We start from the raw sequence: 15,751 nt of genomic DNA on the forward strand, positions 1-15,751 counted from the left end.
CCGCATACACCCGGCCGGCGTCTACGAGCGGCCGCATGTACCGGAAGAAAAGGGTGAGGAGCAGCGTGCGGATGTGGGCGCCGTCAACGTCGGCGTCGGTCATCAGGATCACTTTCCCATACCGCGCTGCGTCCAGCTGGAAGCTGCGGCCCGACCCGGCGCCCACCACCTGGATCAGCGCCCCACACTCGGCGTTGGCGAGCATGTCCCCCACCGATGCCTTCTGTACGTTCAGGATCTTGCCCCGGATGGGTAGCAACGCCTGATAGTCGGAGGAGCGGGCGAGCTTGGCGGTGCCCAGCGCACTGTCACCCTCGACGATGAACAGTTCGGACCGTTCGACGTCGTCAATCCGACAGTCGGCCAGCTTCGATGGCATTGAGGACGTTTCCAGGGCGTTTTTTCGCCGCTGGGTTTCCTTGTGTACCCGCGCCGAGATCCGGGATTTCATCTCGGCAACAACTTTTTCCAGCAGGAGCGCGCTCTGGGCCTTGTCGCCCCGGGCCGTGGAGTTGAGCTTGGCCAGAATCTCCTTTTCGACCACTTTCGCGACGATTGCCCGCACCGCGGAAGTGCCCAGGATTTCCTTGGTCTGGCCCTCAAATTGGGGCTCTGCCAGACGCACGGTCAGGACCGCTGTCAGTCCGGCGAAGACGTCATCCTTCTCGATCTTGTCGTTGCCGGCCTTGAGCTTTCGAGAGTTGGCCTCGATCACTTTGCGGAAGGACTTCAGGAGGGACTGTTCGAAACCGCTCTGGTGGGTGCCGCCCTTGGGAGTGGCAATGATGTTCACGAAGCTCTTCACCGTGGTGTCGTAGCCGATCCCCCAGCGCAACGCGATGTCCACCTCGCAATCGCGTTCCACCTCGGCGATCTCGCTATGCCCGTTCTCGCCCAGCACCGGCACCGACTCCTTGAACCGGCCTGAGCCGTGCAGGCGCCACACATCGGTCACCGCGCTGTCCGCTGCGAGGAAGGTGGTGAACTCCGAGATTCCGCCGTCGTGCTGGAAGACTTCCTCCAACGCTCCCGCCTCGGCTGCGGTGCCAGGGAGGCGCCGCTCGTCACGGAGGGTGATCCTCAGCCCTGGGACCAGGAAGGAGGTTTGGCGGGCCCGTGCCTGGAGTTCCTCGTAGGAGAATTTTGCGTCCGGGGTGAAGATTTGCCGGTCAGCCCAGTACCGGATCCGGGTACCTGTCACACCCCGTTTGGTGGTGCCGACCACCTCGAGCCGGGAGCTTTCGAGGAACGGTTCGAACTTGGCGGTCGGTGACGGTGACTTCGCGTCCAGGAAACGGCCAGGTTCGCCACGCCTGAACGACATCTGGTAGGTCTTGCTGCCGCGGTCAACCTGGACATCCAGCCGGGCTGACAGGGCGTTGACCACGCTGGCGCCGACACCGTGGAGGCCGCCGGAGGCCGTGTACGAACCGCCACCGAATTTTCCGCCGGCATGCAGTTTTGTGAAGACCACCTCGACGCCGCTCAGACCGGTCTTGGGTTCCGCGTCCACCGGAATGCCCCGCCCGTCGTCGTGAATCTCGACCGAACCGTCCGGGTGGAGTATCACCTTGATGCTTTGGCCGTGTCCGGCGAGTGCCTCATCCACCGAGTTGTCGATGATCTCCCAGAGACAGTGCATCAATCCGCGGGAATCAGTTGACCCGATATACATGCCGGGCCGTTTACGGACGGCTTCAAGGCCTTCCAGGACGGATAGGTGCCGGGCGTTGTATTCGGTGCTTGGTGGCGCCACGTTGGGTGAGACTCCTTGGCAGGGGGTACAGGTGAGAGGCGACACCGGTCTTCGGGCGCCGCGCCGGGGGCCTCCGGACGCATGGCTTAAGCATATTCCCCCACCCGGGTCGTTCGGCTTAGGCGGGCCGCAGATCAAGCGGCAAAGGTGTGACGACGTCGGTCTATGCTACGCGCTCAGCGAAAGACCACCCAGCCTGCAATAGAACGGCAACGAATAGTGGTTATATGAACTACAGGAACCACTAAGGAGGCAATCATGACAACAGCAGTAGCAACCCGCGAGATGTCCGCGCTGGACCGCTGTGACCGCTGCGGAGCCCAGGCCTATGTGCGCGCAGTTCTTCAGTCCTCCGGTGGTGAGCTGCTTTTCTGTGGCCACCACGCACGTTCCGTCGAGTCGAATCTGCGTCCGCTGACGTCCGAGTGGCAGGATGAGACCAACCGTCTGAATGCAGCACCCGGACCGGTAAGCGAAGACTAAGAGCACCACCGACGGGCCGGCAATCCGGACCCGTTAAATCGAAAGTACCCCCACACTGATGTGTGGGGGTACTTTTTGCTATGGGGCTGGTTTCCCAACCCCATAGCGAGTCCTAGTCCAGGTAGTCGCGCAGCACCTGGGACCGCGATGGGTGGCGCAGCTTCGACATGGTCTTCGATTCGATCTGGCGGATCCGCTCCCGCGTCACCCCGTAGACCTTCCCGATTTCGTCTAACGTCTTCGGCTGACCATCAGTCAGGCCGAAGCGCATCGCCACGACCCCTGCTTCGCGTTCTGACAGGGTGTCAAGAACCGAGTGCAACTGTTCCTGCAACAGGGTGAAGCTGACCGCATCCGCGGGCACCACTGCCTCGGAGTCCTCAATGAGGTCACCGAATTCAGAATCACCGTCTTCGCCCAGCGGCGTGTGCAACGAAATGGGTTCGCGGCCATACTTCTGGACCTCGACAACCTTCTCGGGAGTCATATCCAGTTCAAGGGCCAGCTCTTCAGGCGTCGGTTCGCGGCCGAGATCCTGGAGCATCTGGCGCTGCACACGGGCCAGCTTGTTGATGACCTCGACCATGTGAACCGGAATACGAATGGTCCGCGCCTGGTCGGCCATGGCGCGGGTGATCGCCTGACGGATCCACCAGGTGGCGTAGGTGGAGAACTTGAAGCCCTTGGTGTAGTCGAATTTCTCGACGGCACGGATCAGACCGAGGTTACCCTCCTGAATGAGGTCGAGGAACAGCATGCCGCGGCCGGTGTAACGCTTGGCCAGGGAGACAACCAGACGAAGGTTGGCTTCCAGCAGGTGGTTTTTCGCCCGCTTGCCGTCATGGATGACCCATTCGAGTTCGCGGCGTAGTTTCGGATCGAGCGGCTTGGCCGCATCCTTATCGGCCGCCAGCTTCTCCTCGGCGAAGAGGCCAGCCTCGATGCGCAAAGCAAGATCAACTTCCTGCTCCGCATTCAGGAGGGCCACCTTGCCGATCTGCTTCAGGTAGTCCTTGACGGGGTCAGCGGTGGCACCCGCTGAGATGACCTGCTGGGCAGGGGCGTCGTCGTCGTCGGCGTCTGAATAGACGAAGCCAGATCCGGCCTTGGTCTCAGCCTCGGCTGCGGCCCGTTCGGTGGTTTCGGCAGGCTCGACCGGGTTACCGGCGGCGTCAAGCTCGGGGCTATCGTCTTCGACCTCGGCGGCCGCGGCGTTCTGGGCGGCAGCGGCTTTGGCTGCCCGCGCTGATAGCGGCTTGGCAGCAGCGGTCTTCGGTGCCGCCTTCTTGGGGGCGGCCCGGCGTTTGGTGGTCGTTGCTCCGGGTTCTGTTACATCCGGTGCAGTTGTCTTCTTGGCCGACACAGAGAACCTTTCATACGGCGTCTGTGATGTTACCAAGGGGGCAACACCACTATGACCCTGTCAAGTCCGTGAATGAATTCAAGCGGCTAAACGGGGCGTTCCTCATTGAAGTGGAACCGTCCCGCCCTCTGCCCTATTCCCAACCATCCTGCGAAGAATGGCCGATCTGACAGAGTAAAACACTACTTGATACACGAACCCGACCGGGTCTCGGTTCCTATTGTCGCACGATTCATGGGCTTCGATAAATCAGCGACCCACCCAAATCGGCTCCTTCGCAACCGGTTACGCAGCGTGTGGCGCACCATTGCGCCACGCCAGATCCCTGTCGCGTGACCATTCGGCGAGCATGCCGCGAGCCACCACCTCCTCGAGAAGTTCAGCAAGTGAATACCCCGGTATTTCCGCCATGGCTTCACCCAGATAGACATGCGCCCGGGACCCCCGACCCCTGGCCCACTCGATCCAGCCCAGCATGGTGAGCAGTGCGGCGCGTGGTTCGCCCACCGCAACAGCTGACAGCCGACTGAACAGGGTGTGGGCAGCATCAACCTGCCCCCACTGCAGTTGCCCTCTGTATTGCCCGATCAAAACATCGCAGAAGTCCCGCGCGTGAGCCTGTGCGGACTCCATTGGCTCGACGGGCAGCTGCTGGTCCGGGTCGAGGCCGAGCAGCGTCCGCGCCGATGCCGGCAGGTGGGCGGGGCCGGTGCCGGTAGGGCGCACGGTGTTGCCTTCCAGACCGTTCGCTGCGGCCTCCCAGCCCAGCGCTGCAAGGACCAGAACGGCGTCACGGATGGGACGGGAAACCAGTGAGGCGAGGAGATGGGCGGCTACCCCGACCTCGGTGATCGGCACCGTGGATGCGGTGCGGGCCAGCAGGCAGTCCCATAGCCGGAGGGTGGCGGCGGCCTGGTTTGGAGTTGTCCAACGATGCCCAAGTTTCGCCTGCTCGCCTCGACAGAGCTTTGCCAGGTCCGCTGGATCAGTCCACGCCGCGGGAAGGTCCGATTCAACTGCGGCGCCCAGAGAGTCAGCAAAGCTGCTGCCGCGGAAAGTCAGCTCAGCGTTCAACGGGCTCGTCAGGACGCTCTCGATCGAATGCCCCGACGGTGGACAGCAACTCGGGTCAGCGCAGAAGTAGTCCCGCCACATGGTGTCGGTGACCAACCAACCGTCGCGCAATTGCAGCCCCACGCCGTCGAGGCATCGGGTGAGGCTTCGCACCAGGTCCCTGCGGGGTGGCGCTCCGGTGCGGGTCAACGGTTCCCTGGTATAGACGGCCAGCAGTGAACCGTCAGCGGTGGTATCCGAGGCGAGGATTGAACAGACACCTGCGGCGTAGCCGTCCGGATCCAGATTATTCGCCGGAAGGTCCACGCGCAGCGTTGCCCCGACCCGCTTCCCACACATGGTCAGGAGCACGAGGCTTTCTTCCGGCTGAAAACCCAAGGTGTGGAGGATGTAGCTGAGAATGTCAGCAGCAGACGTGACCTTGAAGGGCTGCTCCGGCGGTGGGGATGTTGAAGTCATGGCATGAGCATGGCTGTTGTCACCCCGCTACGGGTCCGGTCTCACCGCCATGTGAATAACTGCACCTGATCCGGCGCTGTCGAGGACTAGTCGGTGCCGATGCGGGCTCACCGTGACGGGTTGTCGTCACCCTCGGTGTCGCCGCCGGCGGGGTCAGCGAGGTCCCCGGCTTTGCGGTCCTCTTCGAGTAGCTGCTCCGACTCGTCTGCGGCCTGTGGACTCGCCAGGTATGCCTCGACCGCCGCACCAATCTCGTCAGCGTCAGCGAGCTCGCTATTGTCCTTCACCAGCAGCGACCGGCGCTCGGCGCTTCCGGCGCGCTCGTCGAAGCGCTTCTCCAGCGTGCTGACTACTCCACTGACCTCGGCAGACCCGTCAACCTGACGGGCGATCTGCCGTTCAACATCCCGGCCTGCCTCACGCAACCGGTCGGTGGGAAGCACCAGGGACGCCGAAGCACCCAGGTATTCCAGGGCCGTGACAGCTGCAGGAGGGTACTCAGCCTCGGCAAGGTAGTGGGGGACGTGTACGACGTAACCCACGACGTCGTGTCCCGATTCGATCAGACGCAACTCCAGCAGATGCCCCACCGATGCCTGTAGCTCTGCTGTGGGACGCCACGTGTTCATCCCCTCGATCAGGTCCGGACGGTTGCCGTGAACCGTCACTCCGAGGGGACGGGTATGCGGTACCGGCATGGGAATCGAATTGATCCAGGACACCAGGGGAACCTCGAACCGGTCCACAAGACCGGTGACCGCACTAATAAACCGCTCCCACTGCAGATCCGGCTCAAATCCGGCGAGCAGCAGGAACGGAACGCCCATCCCGTCATAGACCCGGTGGAGTTCAAGCCGGGGAGGGTGATAGTCCGCGAGGTGATCCTCGGCGAAGGTGATGCGAGGCCGCCTGCTGCGGTAATCGATCAACTGGTCGGCGTCGAAGACCGCCACCAGCTCGTGATCCAGGGTGGTGAGCATTTCCTCGATGACCTGGGACACCACGTGGCCCGCGTCGACAAATCCGGTGAATCCAGCAAGAAGAGGAAGTCCTCGCAGCTGCTGCCCGTCGATCAGGTCAGCGTTTGCGTTGAACAGAGTCTCTGGATTAAGCATTTCCCCTCCTAACAAGGTTCTCGGCTTTCAGTACCCGTTACAACGTCAGGGGGACGTACATTCATTCCGCCCGACACCAGGTTCCTTTACAGACTACGATCGATGGAGGAAAGGCGCGGTATGACGCGCTCACCTACCTATCTGTCCAGCACATGGAAGTGAGGAACACACCCAGTGAATATCGCCAGCGAACTCAAGCTGACAGCTGTCACCAAGGACTCCAAGAAGACCGCCGGTGACGCCCTGGTAATCGGCGTCGGCCAACAGTCCGGCGGACCAGTCCTGCTCGACTCCCCGCTCTCGGCGAAGGACGCGGCTGCCCTTGCCGACTCCCTCCCAATGCTCGGCATTACCGGCGGCGCTGACGAGGTTCGCAGGCTGCCCGGCCTGGAGGGCAGCGCTGCGGAGATTCTGGTGCTGACCGGCGTCGGCCGTCTCCCAGCTGACGGAGCGATCACCCCCGAGGCACTGCGCCGTGCCGCAGGCGCTGCAATCCGTCAGCTCATCGGACTTGATTCGGTGACCATCGCGCTGCCCGCACCGACAGTCGCCGACGCCGCAGCAGTGGCCGAGGGCGCAGCAATGGGTGCCTACTCCTACACTGAACACCGCTCCGCCCAGGCAGCAAAGAACGGATCGCCCGCCAAGGAACCGGTCAGCAGCGTCACCATCGTGACTCCCGCCGCGCAAGACAAGTCCTTGAAGGCCGCCCTCAACCGTGCAGCCATCCTGGGCCGCGGCGTCAACATCACCCGCTCGCTGGTCAACCAGCCACCCAGCCACCTGTACCCGGAAACTTTCGCGCAGGCCGCCAAGGATCTGACCAAGGGTCTGCCGATCAAGGTCACGGTGCTGGATGAGAAGCGCCTGGAAAAAGAAGGCTATGGCGGAATTCTCGGCGTCGGGAAGGGCTCGTCCCGCCAGCCCCGGTTGGTCAAGATTGAGTACTCCCCCAGCTCGGCCAGCAAAAGCCTTGCCTTTGTTGGCAAGGGCATCACCTTCGACTCGGGCGGACTGTCCCTGAAGCCTGCTGCTGGCATGCAGACCATGAAGCTCGACATGGCGGGCGCCGCCGTCGTGCTGAGCGCTGTCCTCGCCATTGCCGAGTTGGGCCTGCCCATCAAGGTGACCGGCTGGCTGTGCCTCGCCGAGAACATGCCATCGGGAAGCGCGCAGCGCCCCTCAGATGTGATGACCACCTACGGTGGCCGCACCGTCGAGGTCCTCAACACCGATGCCGAAGGCCGGCTGGTAATGGCCGACGCGCTGGCCGCTGCCAGCGAAGAGGCACCGGATGCCCTCATCGATATTGCCACCCTCACCGGCGCCCAGATGATCGCTTTGGGGCGCCGCGTCTCGGGTGTCATGGGCGACGATGACGTGGTTGATGCAGTCAAGGGTGCGGCGGACCGGTCCGGCGAGCTGTTCTGGCCGATGCCCCTGCCTGAGGAGCTCCGCCCGAGCCTCGACTCCCAGGTGGCTGACATTGCCAACATTGGCGAGAAATTCGGCGGCATGATGACCGCGGCGGTCTTCCTGCGCGAGTTTGTCGGCGAAGTCAACGGTCGGAAGATCCCCTGGGCGCACCTGGACATTGCCGGGCCTGCGTTCAACGAAGGCGCCGCACACGGCTACACGCCGAAGGAAGCCACCGGAGTCGGTGTCCGCACCCTGCTGGCATACGCCGAAGACATGGCCACCACCGCCAAGTAAGCCTGCTGGGCAGTTTCATCCCCGCAACAGGGGTGAGACTGCCCACATCAGGGCGGAGATCGCCCTTCATCAAGTAGATGCTGGCCGGATCTGGGGATAGGGTAAGTCCTGATCACACCAAGTATTCCGCCAAAATCATCAACCGACGGGCGCACTAGCCCGTCACAGATTACGCGAGGGAGCGTCCAAGTGGCCGATACGGCAGCTGCGCAAGAATTCGACATCCTGATTCTGGGCGGAGGCAGCGGTGGCTATGCCGCCGCACTCCGAGCCGTCCAGCTGGGATTCACCGTGGGACTCATCGAGAAGGGCAAACTCGGTGGCACCTGCCTACACAACGGGTGTATCCCTACCAAGGCACTGCTGCACTCGGCCGAGGTCGCCGATACGGCGCGCTCCTCCGAGAAATACGGTATCAAGGCGACATTCGAGTCGATCGACATGCCTGCGGTCAACGCCTACAAGGACGGCATCATTGCCGGTAAGTACAAGGGCCTGCAGGGATTGATCAAGTCCAAGGGCATCACGGTCATCGAGGGCGCAGGCAAGCTCACCGCCACCAACACGGTTGAAGTGGATGGCACTTCCTACACCGGCAAGAACATCATCCTGGCTACCGGTTCCTACTCCCGCACCCTCCCGGGTCTCGAAATTGGCGGGAAGGTCATCAATTCTGATCATGCCCTGAAAATGGAAACGCTCCCCAAGAAGGCCATCGTGCTCGGCGGCGGCGTCATCGGTTGCGAATTCGCTTCCGTGTGGAAGTCCTTCGGCGTCGACGTCACCATCATCGAGGGCCTCCCGTCACTGGTTGCCAATGAGGACGCCACCATCGTCAAGGCGTTCGAACGGGCCTTCAAGAAGCGCGGCATCAACTTCAACACCGGAACCTTCTTCGAAAAGGTCGAGCAGAACGACGACGGCGTCGTCGTCACGCTGGCCGACGGGAAGACCTTCGAAGCAGACCTGATGCTGGTCGCCGTCGGCCGTGGTCCCGTCACTGAAGGACTCGGCTACGAAGAGGCCGGCGTCACCATTGATCGCGGCTTCGTGATCACCGATGAGCGTCTGCACACCGGCGTCGAGAACATCTACGCCGTTGGCGACATCGTTCCCGGCCTTCAACTCGCGCACCGTGGGTTCCAGCAGGGCATTTTCGTCGCCGAGGAGATCGCCGGCCTGAAACCGGTCATCGTCGAAGACGTCAACATCCCCAAGGTCACGTACAGCGAACCCGAAATCGCGTCGGTGGGTCTCACCGAGAAGGCCGCCAAAGAAAAGCTCGGCGAGGACAAGGTCCTCACCCAGGAATACAACCTTGCTGGCAACGGCAAGACCTCCATCCTGGGGTCGGCTGGCCTGGTGAAACTCGTCAGCGAGAAGGACGGGCCAGTAGTCGGGGTGCACATGATCGGCACCCGGATGGGCGAACAGATCGGTGAAGCACAGCTCATCGTGAACTGGGAAGCCTACCCAGAGGACGTGGCGCAGCTGATCCACGCCCACCCCACCCAGAACGAAGCGCTGGGCGAAGCACACCTCGCCCTTGCAGGTAAGGCGCTGCACGGATAACCGTGCACTAAGCTCGCAACTAAGCGTTCCACCAGCATTACTCGCAACCTTGGCGCTGCGGTGCCGGCCCCCTCCACGGGGCCAGCACCGCAGGGCAAAAACTATTCAGGAGAAACGGGGACACTATGTCTGAATCCGTCAACTTACCCGCCCTCGGCGAAAGCGTTACCGAAGGCACCGTTACACGCTGGCTCAAGGCGGTCGGCGACCGCGTGGAGGTTGACGAACCCCTACTCGAGGTGTCCACCGACAAGGTCGACACTGAGATCCCGTCGCCAATTGCCGGGGTCATCGAGGAAATCCTTGTAGCCGAGGACGAGACCGCTGAAGTCGGAGCGCCGCTGGTGCGCATCGGCGACGGGTCGGGCGGCTCGGACGACTCCGCTGCGTCGGGGGACGCGGCCGAGGAGCCTGCCGCAGAGGCCGAAGAGCCCGCAGCTGAAGAACCAGCCGCCGAGCCCGAGCCCGAGGAGAAAGCCCCCGAGCCCGCCGCTGCCGAGTCCTCCGCTGACTCCGCTGACTCCGCTGACGACTCGTCAGGCGGCGAGAGCACCGAGGTGACCCTTCCCGCCCTCGGCGAAAGCGTCACCGAAGGAACCGTCACCCGGTGGCTCAAGGAAGTTGGCGACGACGTCGAGGTGGACGAGCCCCTGCTTGAAGTCTCCACCGACAAGGTCGATACCGAAATTCCGTCGCCAGTCGCAGGGAAGCTGCAGGAAATCCGGGTTGGTGAGGACGAGACCGTCGAGGTTGGCGCAGTGCTCGCCGTCATCGGCTCCGGCGGATCTGCTCCGGCCAAGGCAGAAGCTGGCGCTGAGCCGGTCGCTGCTGCGTCGTCGGAAGAGCGTGAAGAGCCAGTAGCAGAGCCTGCCAAGACGGAGGACGCCCCGAAGGAAGAGGCTCCCGCACCGAAGGAAGAGGCCAAGCCGGCTGCACCCAAGGCGGCCGAAGTGAAGCCCGCCGAGAAGAAGCCCGCGGCGGACAAATCCTCCGAGGACAAGTCGGGCGGTTCCGATGCAGCCTACGTGACTCCCCTGGTGCGTAAGCTCGCGAACCAGCAGAACGTCGATCTGCAGTCCGTGAAGGGCACTGGAGTGGGCGGTCGCATCCGCAAGCAGGACGTGCTGGAAGCCGCTGAGGCAGCCAAGAAAGCACCCGAGCCAGCTGCAGCTCCCGCTGCACCAGCAGCTCCAGCACCGGCAGCGCCGTCGCCTGAGGCCTCGAAGCTGCGTGGCACCGTCGAGAAGGCGCCACGCATCCGCCAGACCATTGCCCGGCGGATGCGTGAATCGCTTGAGGTGTCCGCCCAGCTGACCCAGGTCATCGAAGTGGATATGAGCAGGGTGGCGCGACTGCGTACCTCAGCGAAGGACAGTTTCCAGGCCCAGAACGGCGCGAAGCTGACCTTCCTCCCGTTCATCTCCAAGGCCGTCACCGAGGCGCTCAAGCAGCACCCAAAGCTGAACGCATCCTTCGATGAAGAAGCCAAGGAAATCACGTACCACGACGCCGAGCACCTGGCGATCGCCGTGGACACGGAAAAGGGTCTGCTGGTTCCCGTCATCAACGATGCCGGTAACCTCAACCTGGCTGGCCTGGCGAAGAAGATTGCCGACGTCGGCTCCCGGACCAAGAGCGGGAAGATCGGTCCGGATGAGCTGTCGGGCGGTACCTTCACGATCACGAACATCGGGTCGGTCGGCGCACTGTTCGACACCCCGATCATCAACCAGCCTCAGGTGGGAATCCTGGGCACCGGTGCGATCGTCAAGCGTCCCGTGGTGGTGACCGCCGACGGCGAGGACACCATCGCCATCCGGTCCATGATGTACCTCAGCTTGACCTACGACCACCGCCTGGTCGATGGTGCCGACGCTGGCCGCTTCCTGCAGTCATTGAAGGCACGCCTTGAAGCCGGCGCATTCGAATCGGATCTCGGCCTGTAACACGCACCATCCCCGAGGTCAGTAATCAACCATGAAGGAGAACAGTTATGGCTACAGTACGTAACGCCCACACCGTCTGGAGCGGCAACCTGCAGGCCGGAAGCGGCCAGGTCAGCCTCGACAGTTCGGGACTTGGCACCTACGACGTCACCTGGAAAGCCCGTTCGGAGGAAGCAGGCGGCAAGACCAGCCCTGAAGAGCTGATTGCTGCCGCCCACTCCTCATGCTTCTCCATGGCGTTCAGCCTGGCGCTCAGCGAGGAAGGCAAGACGGCCGACCGGATTGAGACCAAAGCCGAGGTTGATTTTGTGCCCGGTGAAGGAATCACCGCCATCCGGCTGATCCTGAACGCTGCGATCCCGGACATTGAGGACGCTGATTTCCAGCGGATCGCCGAGTCCGCCAAGACCGGCTGCCCTGTGTCCCAGGCCTTGGCCGGGGTCAAAAGCATCACTGTTGAGGCAACCCTGCAGTCCTAGTTCCACGCAAAAGAGGCGGNGCCGTGGCGGTAACGGGCCCGGGTTGAGCTGGGGGTGGTTGGTCCGCACTGGCGGTACATCGGTGGGTAGCTCGGAGATCATCTCCCGCAGGATTGCGACACCCTGCTCCAGCTGAGGATCTTCCCCAGCCGCATAGGCGTGCGGCGGGAACGGGACCTCGATATCGGGGTCCACTCCGTAGTTCTCCACACCCCACCCGACGCCGCCGGTCATCCAGAATGCGTATCGCGGCTGTGTGACGGCGGTGCCGTCGGCCAGCGCGAACCGGCCATCGATTCCGACGACGCCACCCCAGGTGCGCGTGCCGATGACGGGCCCGATGCCCCTGAGTTTGGCTACCTGGGTGATGATGTCGCCGTCGGATCCCGCGAACTCATCCGTGAGGATGACCACGGGTCCGCGCGGGGCATGCGCGGGATAGGTACCTGGTTGCTCACCACGGGGGAAGGACCAGGCGGTGACCTTCCTGCCAATGAGTTCGGCCACGAGTTGCGAGGTGTGGCCGCCACGGTTGCGTCGCACGTCGACCACCAGGCCGTCGCGTGCGGTTTCACGGTCAAGATCACGGTGCAATTGCGCCCAGCCGCGCGCCACCATGTCCGGGATGTGAAGGTAGCCGAAGCTGCCGCCCGAGGCCTGGTGGACGATTGCCCGGTTGGCGTTGACCCAATTCTGGTAGCGCAGGCGTTCCTCACTGCGAAGCGGAACTACTGCAACGCGCCGGACTGATGCGGCGTGGGTTTCATCCCCTGCGCTTTCCTCCGTGTCCTCCCCTGCGTCTTGTCTTGAGGGCCGGAGAACTGTGAGTTCGACCGTTCGGCCGGCGGCACCGGTAAGGAGCACGGCCGGGCCGTGGGCCAACGGTACTGGGACACCGTCCACCGCTGCGATGATATCTCCCTCGGCGACTGCCACCCCTGGCGCAGTCAGAGGGGAGACCGCCTGCGGATCGGAGGACTCCCCGGCGAAGATGCGTTGCACCACCCAGCCGTGGGCTGATGGGGCCAACTCGGCGCCGAGGAAACCCTGTGCGCCGGTTCCCGGCTCCCCGAACAGCAGCGGAGTGACATAGGCGTGGGATGTCCCCAGCTCCCCGTGAACCTCCCACAGGACGTCCACCAGGTCGTCGTGCGACCCGAGCCGCTCCACCAGGGGACGATACCGGTCCCGGATGGCTGGCCAGTCCACGCCGCCCATATCTTCGGCCCAGAAGAAGTCACGCTGCAACCGCCAGGTCTCGTCGAATGCCTGACGCCACACGCTGACCGGGTCGAGGAGCACCCGGATCCGGCCCAGGTCCACCTCGACGTGGTCGGGTGAGTCCTTCTCCACCTTGCCCTTGGTTGGGACAGCAGTCACCTTCCCGGCGTGGATGAGCACAACCCTGCCGCCGTCGGCGCTAACTTCGAAACTGTCGACCTCGGCTGCCAGTGGCTCCGCGTCGCGTTTCGCGAGGTCGAAGCGCTCCAACCGTTTCGCCGGATCTTTGGCCGTGGTGGTGGCCCGACCGTCACCGGTCACACCGAAGCGCTCGGTTGCCGTCCACAGCAACGCGCCATCCACCGCGCGAAGTCCCTCATAGCCGCCCTGGGGCACGGGTACCGCAACGATCCGCTCTGCCAGTCGATCAGGATCGACGACGACGCACAGGTCCGGTTCGCCGTCGTCGTCCCTGCCGCCCGCGGACCGCTGGGATCCGGCGGCCCCCAAGGCTTCTGTGGAATGCACCGACGGCCCAAACGGTGACGGCGTGTCAGCGGCGAGGGCCACCAGGAAGGGTTTCGTGGACACCGGGAAGCTCAGGTCAAAACGGTGGGTGTCATACACCGGGTCAAAGCTGCGGTCTGAAAGGAAGGCCAGGTACCGGCAGTCGCGGGTAAACACGGGTGAGTGATCCCGGAACCGGCCATCGGTCACATTGAGGATCTCGGCACCGGGCTCCGCCCGGGCCAGCCGGACCCGGGTCCTGGCACCTTCACCCGTTACCGGTTCCGCCCAGGTGAGCCACTGCGAGTCAGGGGAAAACGCCAGGTCATCGACCGCGCCGTGGGTGGTTGAGCCCAGGGTGAAGAGTTCGCCGGTGGAGATCTGGAGGAGCAGGATTTGTCCCATCTCGCCGGCCACAGCCACGCGGGTTCCGTCGGGACTGGTGACCAGGTTGCTGGCCCGGAACGGTCCATCGAATGCCCACCGCGACAGGCCTGCCGCTGCTGCTATGTCCTGTGCGGTGACAATGTCCGAGTCGGGCGCGCCCCCTTCGGACTGGGTTTCATCACCGGGCTGGGGCTTCGCCCCGGGCTGGTGCCCGGAACCCGAGGGGACGTCAGCGCCGGGGCGGCCTGCGCCGTCGGACGTTCTGACCGCGGGAACGGGGGCCGGCAGATCCGGCTCCTGCGCTGCGTGTGTTGAGGGACCGGCGGCGGCCGATGAGGTGGATTCTGACGCAGGACTGTCGGTGCCGGCGGAAAGGCCCGCGTCAAAGACGTTGCGGATATACAGCGCTTCTTCACCATCGTGGTCGGCGATGTAGGCCACACGGTCGACGCCGAGGGGCCGCCCCAGCCGCGCGCGAACACCCGCGGTGGCCTCCACCACGCGTGACGGTCCATCCCGGTGCGTCAGCCAGTGCAGGGTGCCGTGGCTCTCGACGACGCTGGCAGACCCCGTCGCTACCGGGGTGGCTGCCGCGAGGTGTCTGACCACGTTCAGCGGCTGGGGGCGCCGTCCGGTGGTGGCTGAGCCGAGTGAGATATCAAGTTTGACCGGTTCAGCATCGAGCGACTGCAGCAGCCAGATCGATCCCGCGGACTCAAACACAATCCGGGTGCCATCGGAGGTGGCATGCCGTACGTAGAACTCCTCGTGGTCGGTGTGGCGTTGCAGGTCCTCACCCTGGGGTGTCACGGAGTACAGGTTGCCGTAGCCTTCGTGGTCAGACAGGAAAGCCAGCCGGTTATTGATCCACATCGGATCGGCCAGGTTGCCGTCGAGCTCGGGGAGGAACCGGGCGAAGTCCCCCGACCCGTCCGCATCCATCCAGAGTTTGCCGGCTGTTCCGCCGCGGTATCGCTTCCACCAGGCGGGCTCGCGGGTCAGAACGCTGGAAATGACGAGGGGACGCTCGTCGCCGACAGCCGGGCCGGGCACTATCGCATCGAGTGGTCCGTAGGGGAACGCGGTTTGGGCGGAGCCGTCCAGCGGGACCCGGTAGCCCCAGGCGTGGCGCGGGTCCTCGTGTCGGAACGCGCTGGTGGCGATGACCTCCCCGTCGGCCGTGAAGCCTCGAACCTTCGTGCTCTGGTGGCCCCAATAGGTCAGTCTGCGGAAGTTTCCGCCCTCGGTGTCGGCGGCGACAACCTCGGGTGCACCCGCCTGGGTGACGGTCCAGGCGATGGTTGCTCCGTCGGGAGAGAATCGGGGCCCGCGGGCAGGCAGCTGCATTGCTGAGATCCGCCAGGCGCGTCCCCCCGACAATGGTGCGACCCAGACATCGTTTTCTGCTACGAAAGTGAGCAGGTCACCGTGGACATGTGGAAAGCGCAAATAGTGTGAGGAACCCATCCGACGATCATAGCCACGAACCTTGTTGGCAGTGGCGTCGAGGGGCCGCGGGGAAGCCCGTCCTCACGGCCGGAGCCTGTGGTTCCCATTGGGACCGTCGGGGTGGTGGGATAGGGGTATGAGAATTCTGATTTCCGGTGCATCCGGAACCATTGGCAAGGCCTTCATCAAACAGCTGGAACCGGGAAAACATCAGGTGAAACGGCTCG

Annotated in this window: 8 protein-coding genes and 2 pseudogenes (1 of these 10 running past the window's edge); 5 read left to right on the forward strand and 5 right to left on the reverse strand. The window is 63.8% G+C overall.

Annotated elements, in window-relative coordinates:
- A pseudogene (locus K728_RS19765) lies at positions 1-1,756 on the reverse strand (DNA gyrase/topoisomerase IV subunit B); it reaches 358 nt to the left of the window's first position.
- Between the two features lie 258 nt (positions 1,757-2,014).
- Here K728_RS19765 and K728_RS0116200 point away from each other — a divergent pair.
- Positions 2,015-2,239, forward strand: a complete 225-nt coding sequence (locus K728_RS0116200; RefSeq protein ID WP_019483236.1) for a DUF7455 domain-containing protein — start codon at positions 2,015-2,017, stop codon at positions 2,237-2,239.
- Positions 2,240-2,351: 112 nt separating this feature from the next.
- Here K728_RS0116200 and K728_RS0116205 read toward each other — a convergent pair whose 3' ends face one another.
- The 3 genes from K728_RS0116205 to K728_RS0116215 all read right to left on the reverse strand — a co-directional run bounded on the left by K728_RS0116205 (position 2,352) and on the right by K728_RS0116215 (position 6,250).
- Positions 2,352-3,602, reverse strand: coding sequence for an RNA polymerase sigma factor (locus K728_RS0116205; RefSeq protein ID WP_019483237.1), 1,251 nt, complete (start codon positions 3,600-3,602; stop codon positions 2,352-2,354).
- Between the two features lie 285 nt (positions 3,603-3,887).
- Positions 3,888-5,135, reverse strand: coding sequence for a DUF4192 domain-containing protein (locus tag K728_RS0116210; protein WP_019483238.1), 1,248 nt, complete (start codon positions 5,133-5,135; stop codon positions 3,888-3,890).
- Positions 5,136-5,242: 107 nt separating this feature from the next.
- Positions 5,243-6,250, reverse strand: a complete 1,008-nt coding sequence (locus K728_RS0116215; protein ID WP_019483239.1) for a proteasome assembly chaperone family protein — start codon at positions 6,248-6,250, stop codon at positions 5,243-5,245.
- Positions 6,251-6,424: 174 nt separating this feature from the next.
- Here K728_RS0116215 and K728_RS0116220 point away from each other — a divergent pair, with 174 nt between their 5' ends.
- The 4 genes from K728_RS0116220 (at position 6,425) to K728_RS20765 (ending at position 11,960) form a co-directional block, all read left to right on the forward strand.
- Complete coding sequence (locus K728_RS0116220) at positions 6,425-7,963, forward strand: leucyl aminopeptidase (protein WP_019483240.1); 1,539 nt, start codon at positions 6,425-6,427, stop codon at positions 7,961-7,963.
- Between the two features lie 189 nt (positions 7,964-8,152).
- Positions 8,153-9,535 (forward strand): dihydrolipoyl dehydrogenase, encoded by a 1,383-nt coding sequence (gene lpdA, locus K728_RS0116225; RefSeq protein WP_024477347.1) that lies wholly within the window; start codon positions 8,153-8,155, stop codon positions 9,533-9,535.
- A 125-nt stretch (positions 9,536-9,660) separates the two neighbouring features.
- Complete coding sequence (gene sucB / locus K728_RS0116230) at positions 9,661-11,481, forward strand: 2-oxoglutarate dehydrogenase, E2 component, dihydrolipoamide succinyltransferase (RefSeq protein ID WP_024477348.1); 1,821 nt, start codon at positions 9,661-9,663, stop codon at positions 11,479-11,481.
- Between the two features lie 47 nt (positions 11,482-11,528).
- A complete protein-coding gene (locus K728_RS20765; protein ID WP_019483243.1) occupies positions 11,529-11,960 on the forward strand; it encodes an OsmC family peroxiredoxin in 432 nt (143 codons plus the stop codon).
- Positions 11,961-12,146: 186 nt separating this feature from the next.
- On the opposite strand, the pseudogene K728_RS0116235 reads toward K728_RS20765, so the two are convergent.
- A pseudogene (locus tag K728_RS0116235) lies at positions 12,147-15,542 on the reverse strand (S41 family peptidase); the annotation flags it as partial.
- Positions 15,543-15,751: the final 209 nt, after the last annotated feature.

This window comes from Arthrobacter sp. CAL618, assembly GCF_000468215.1.
Taxonomy (GTDB): Bacteria; Actinomycetota; Actinomycetes; order Actinomycetales; family Micrococcaceae; genus Arthrobacter_D.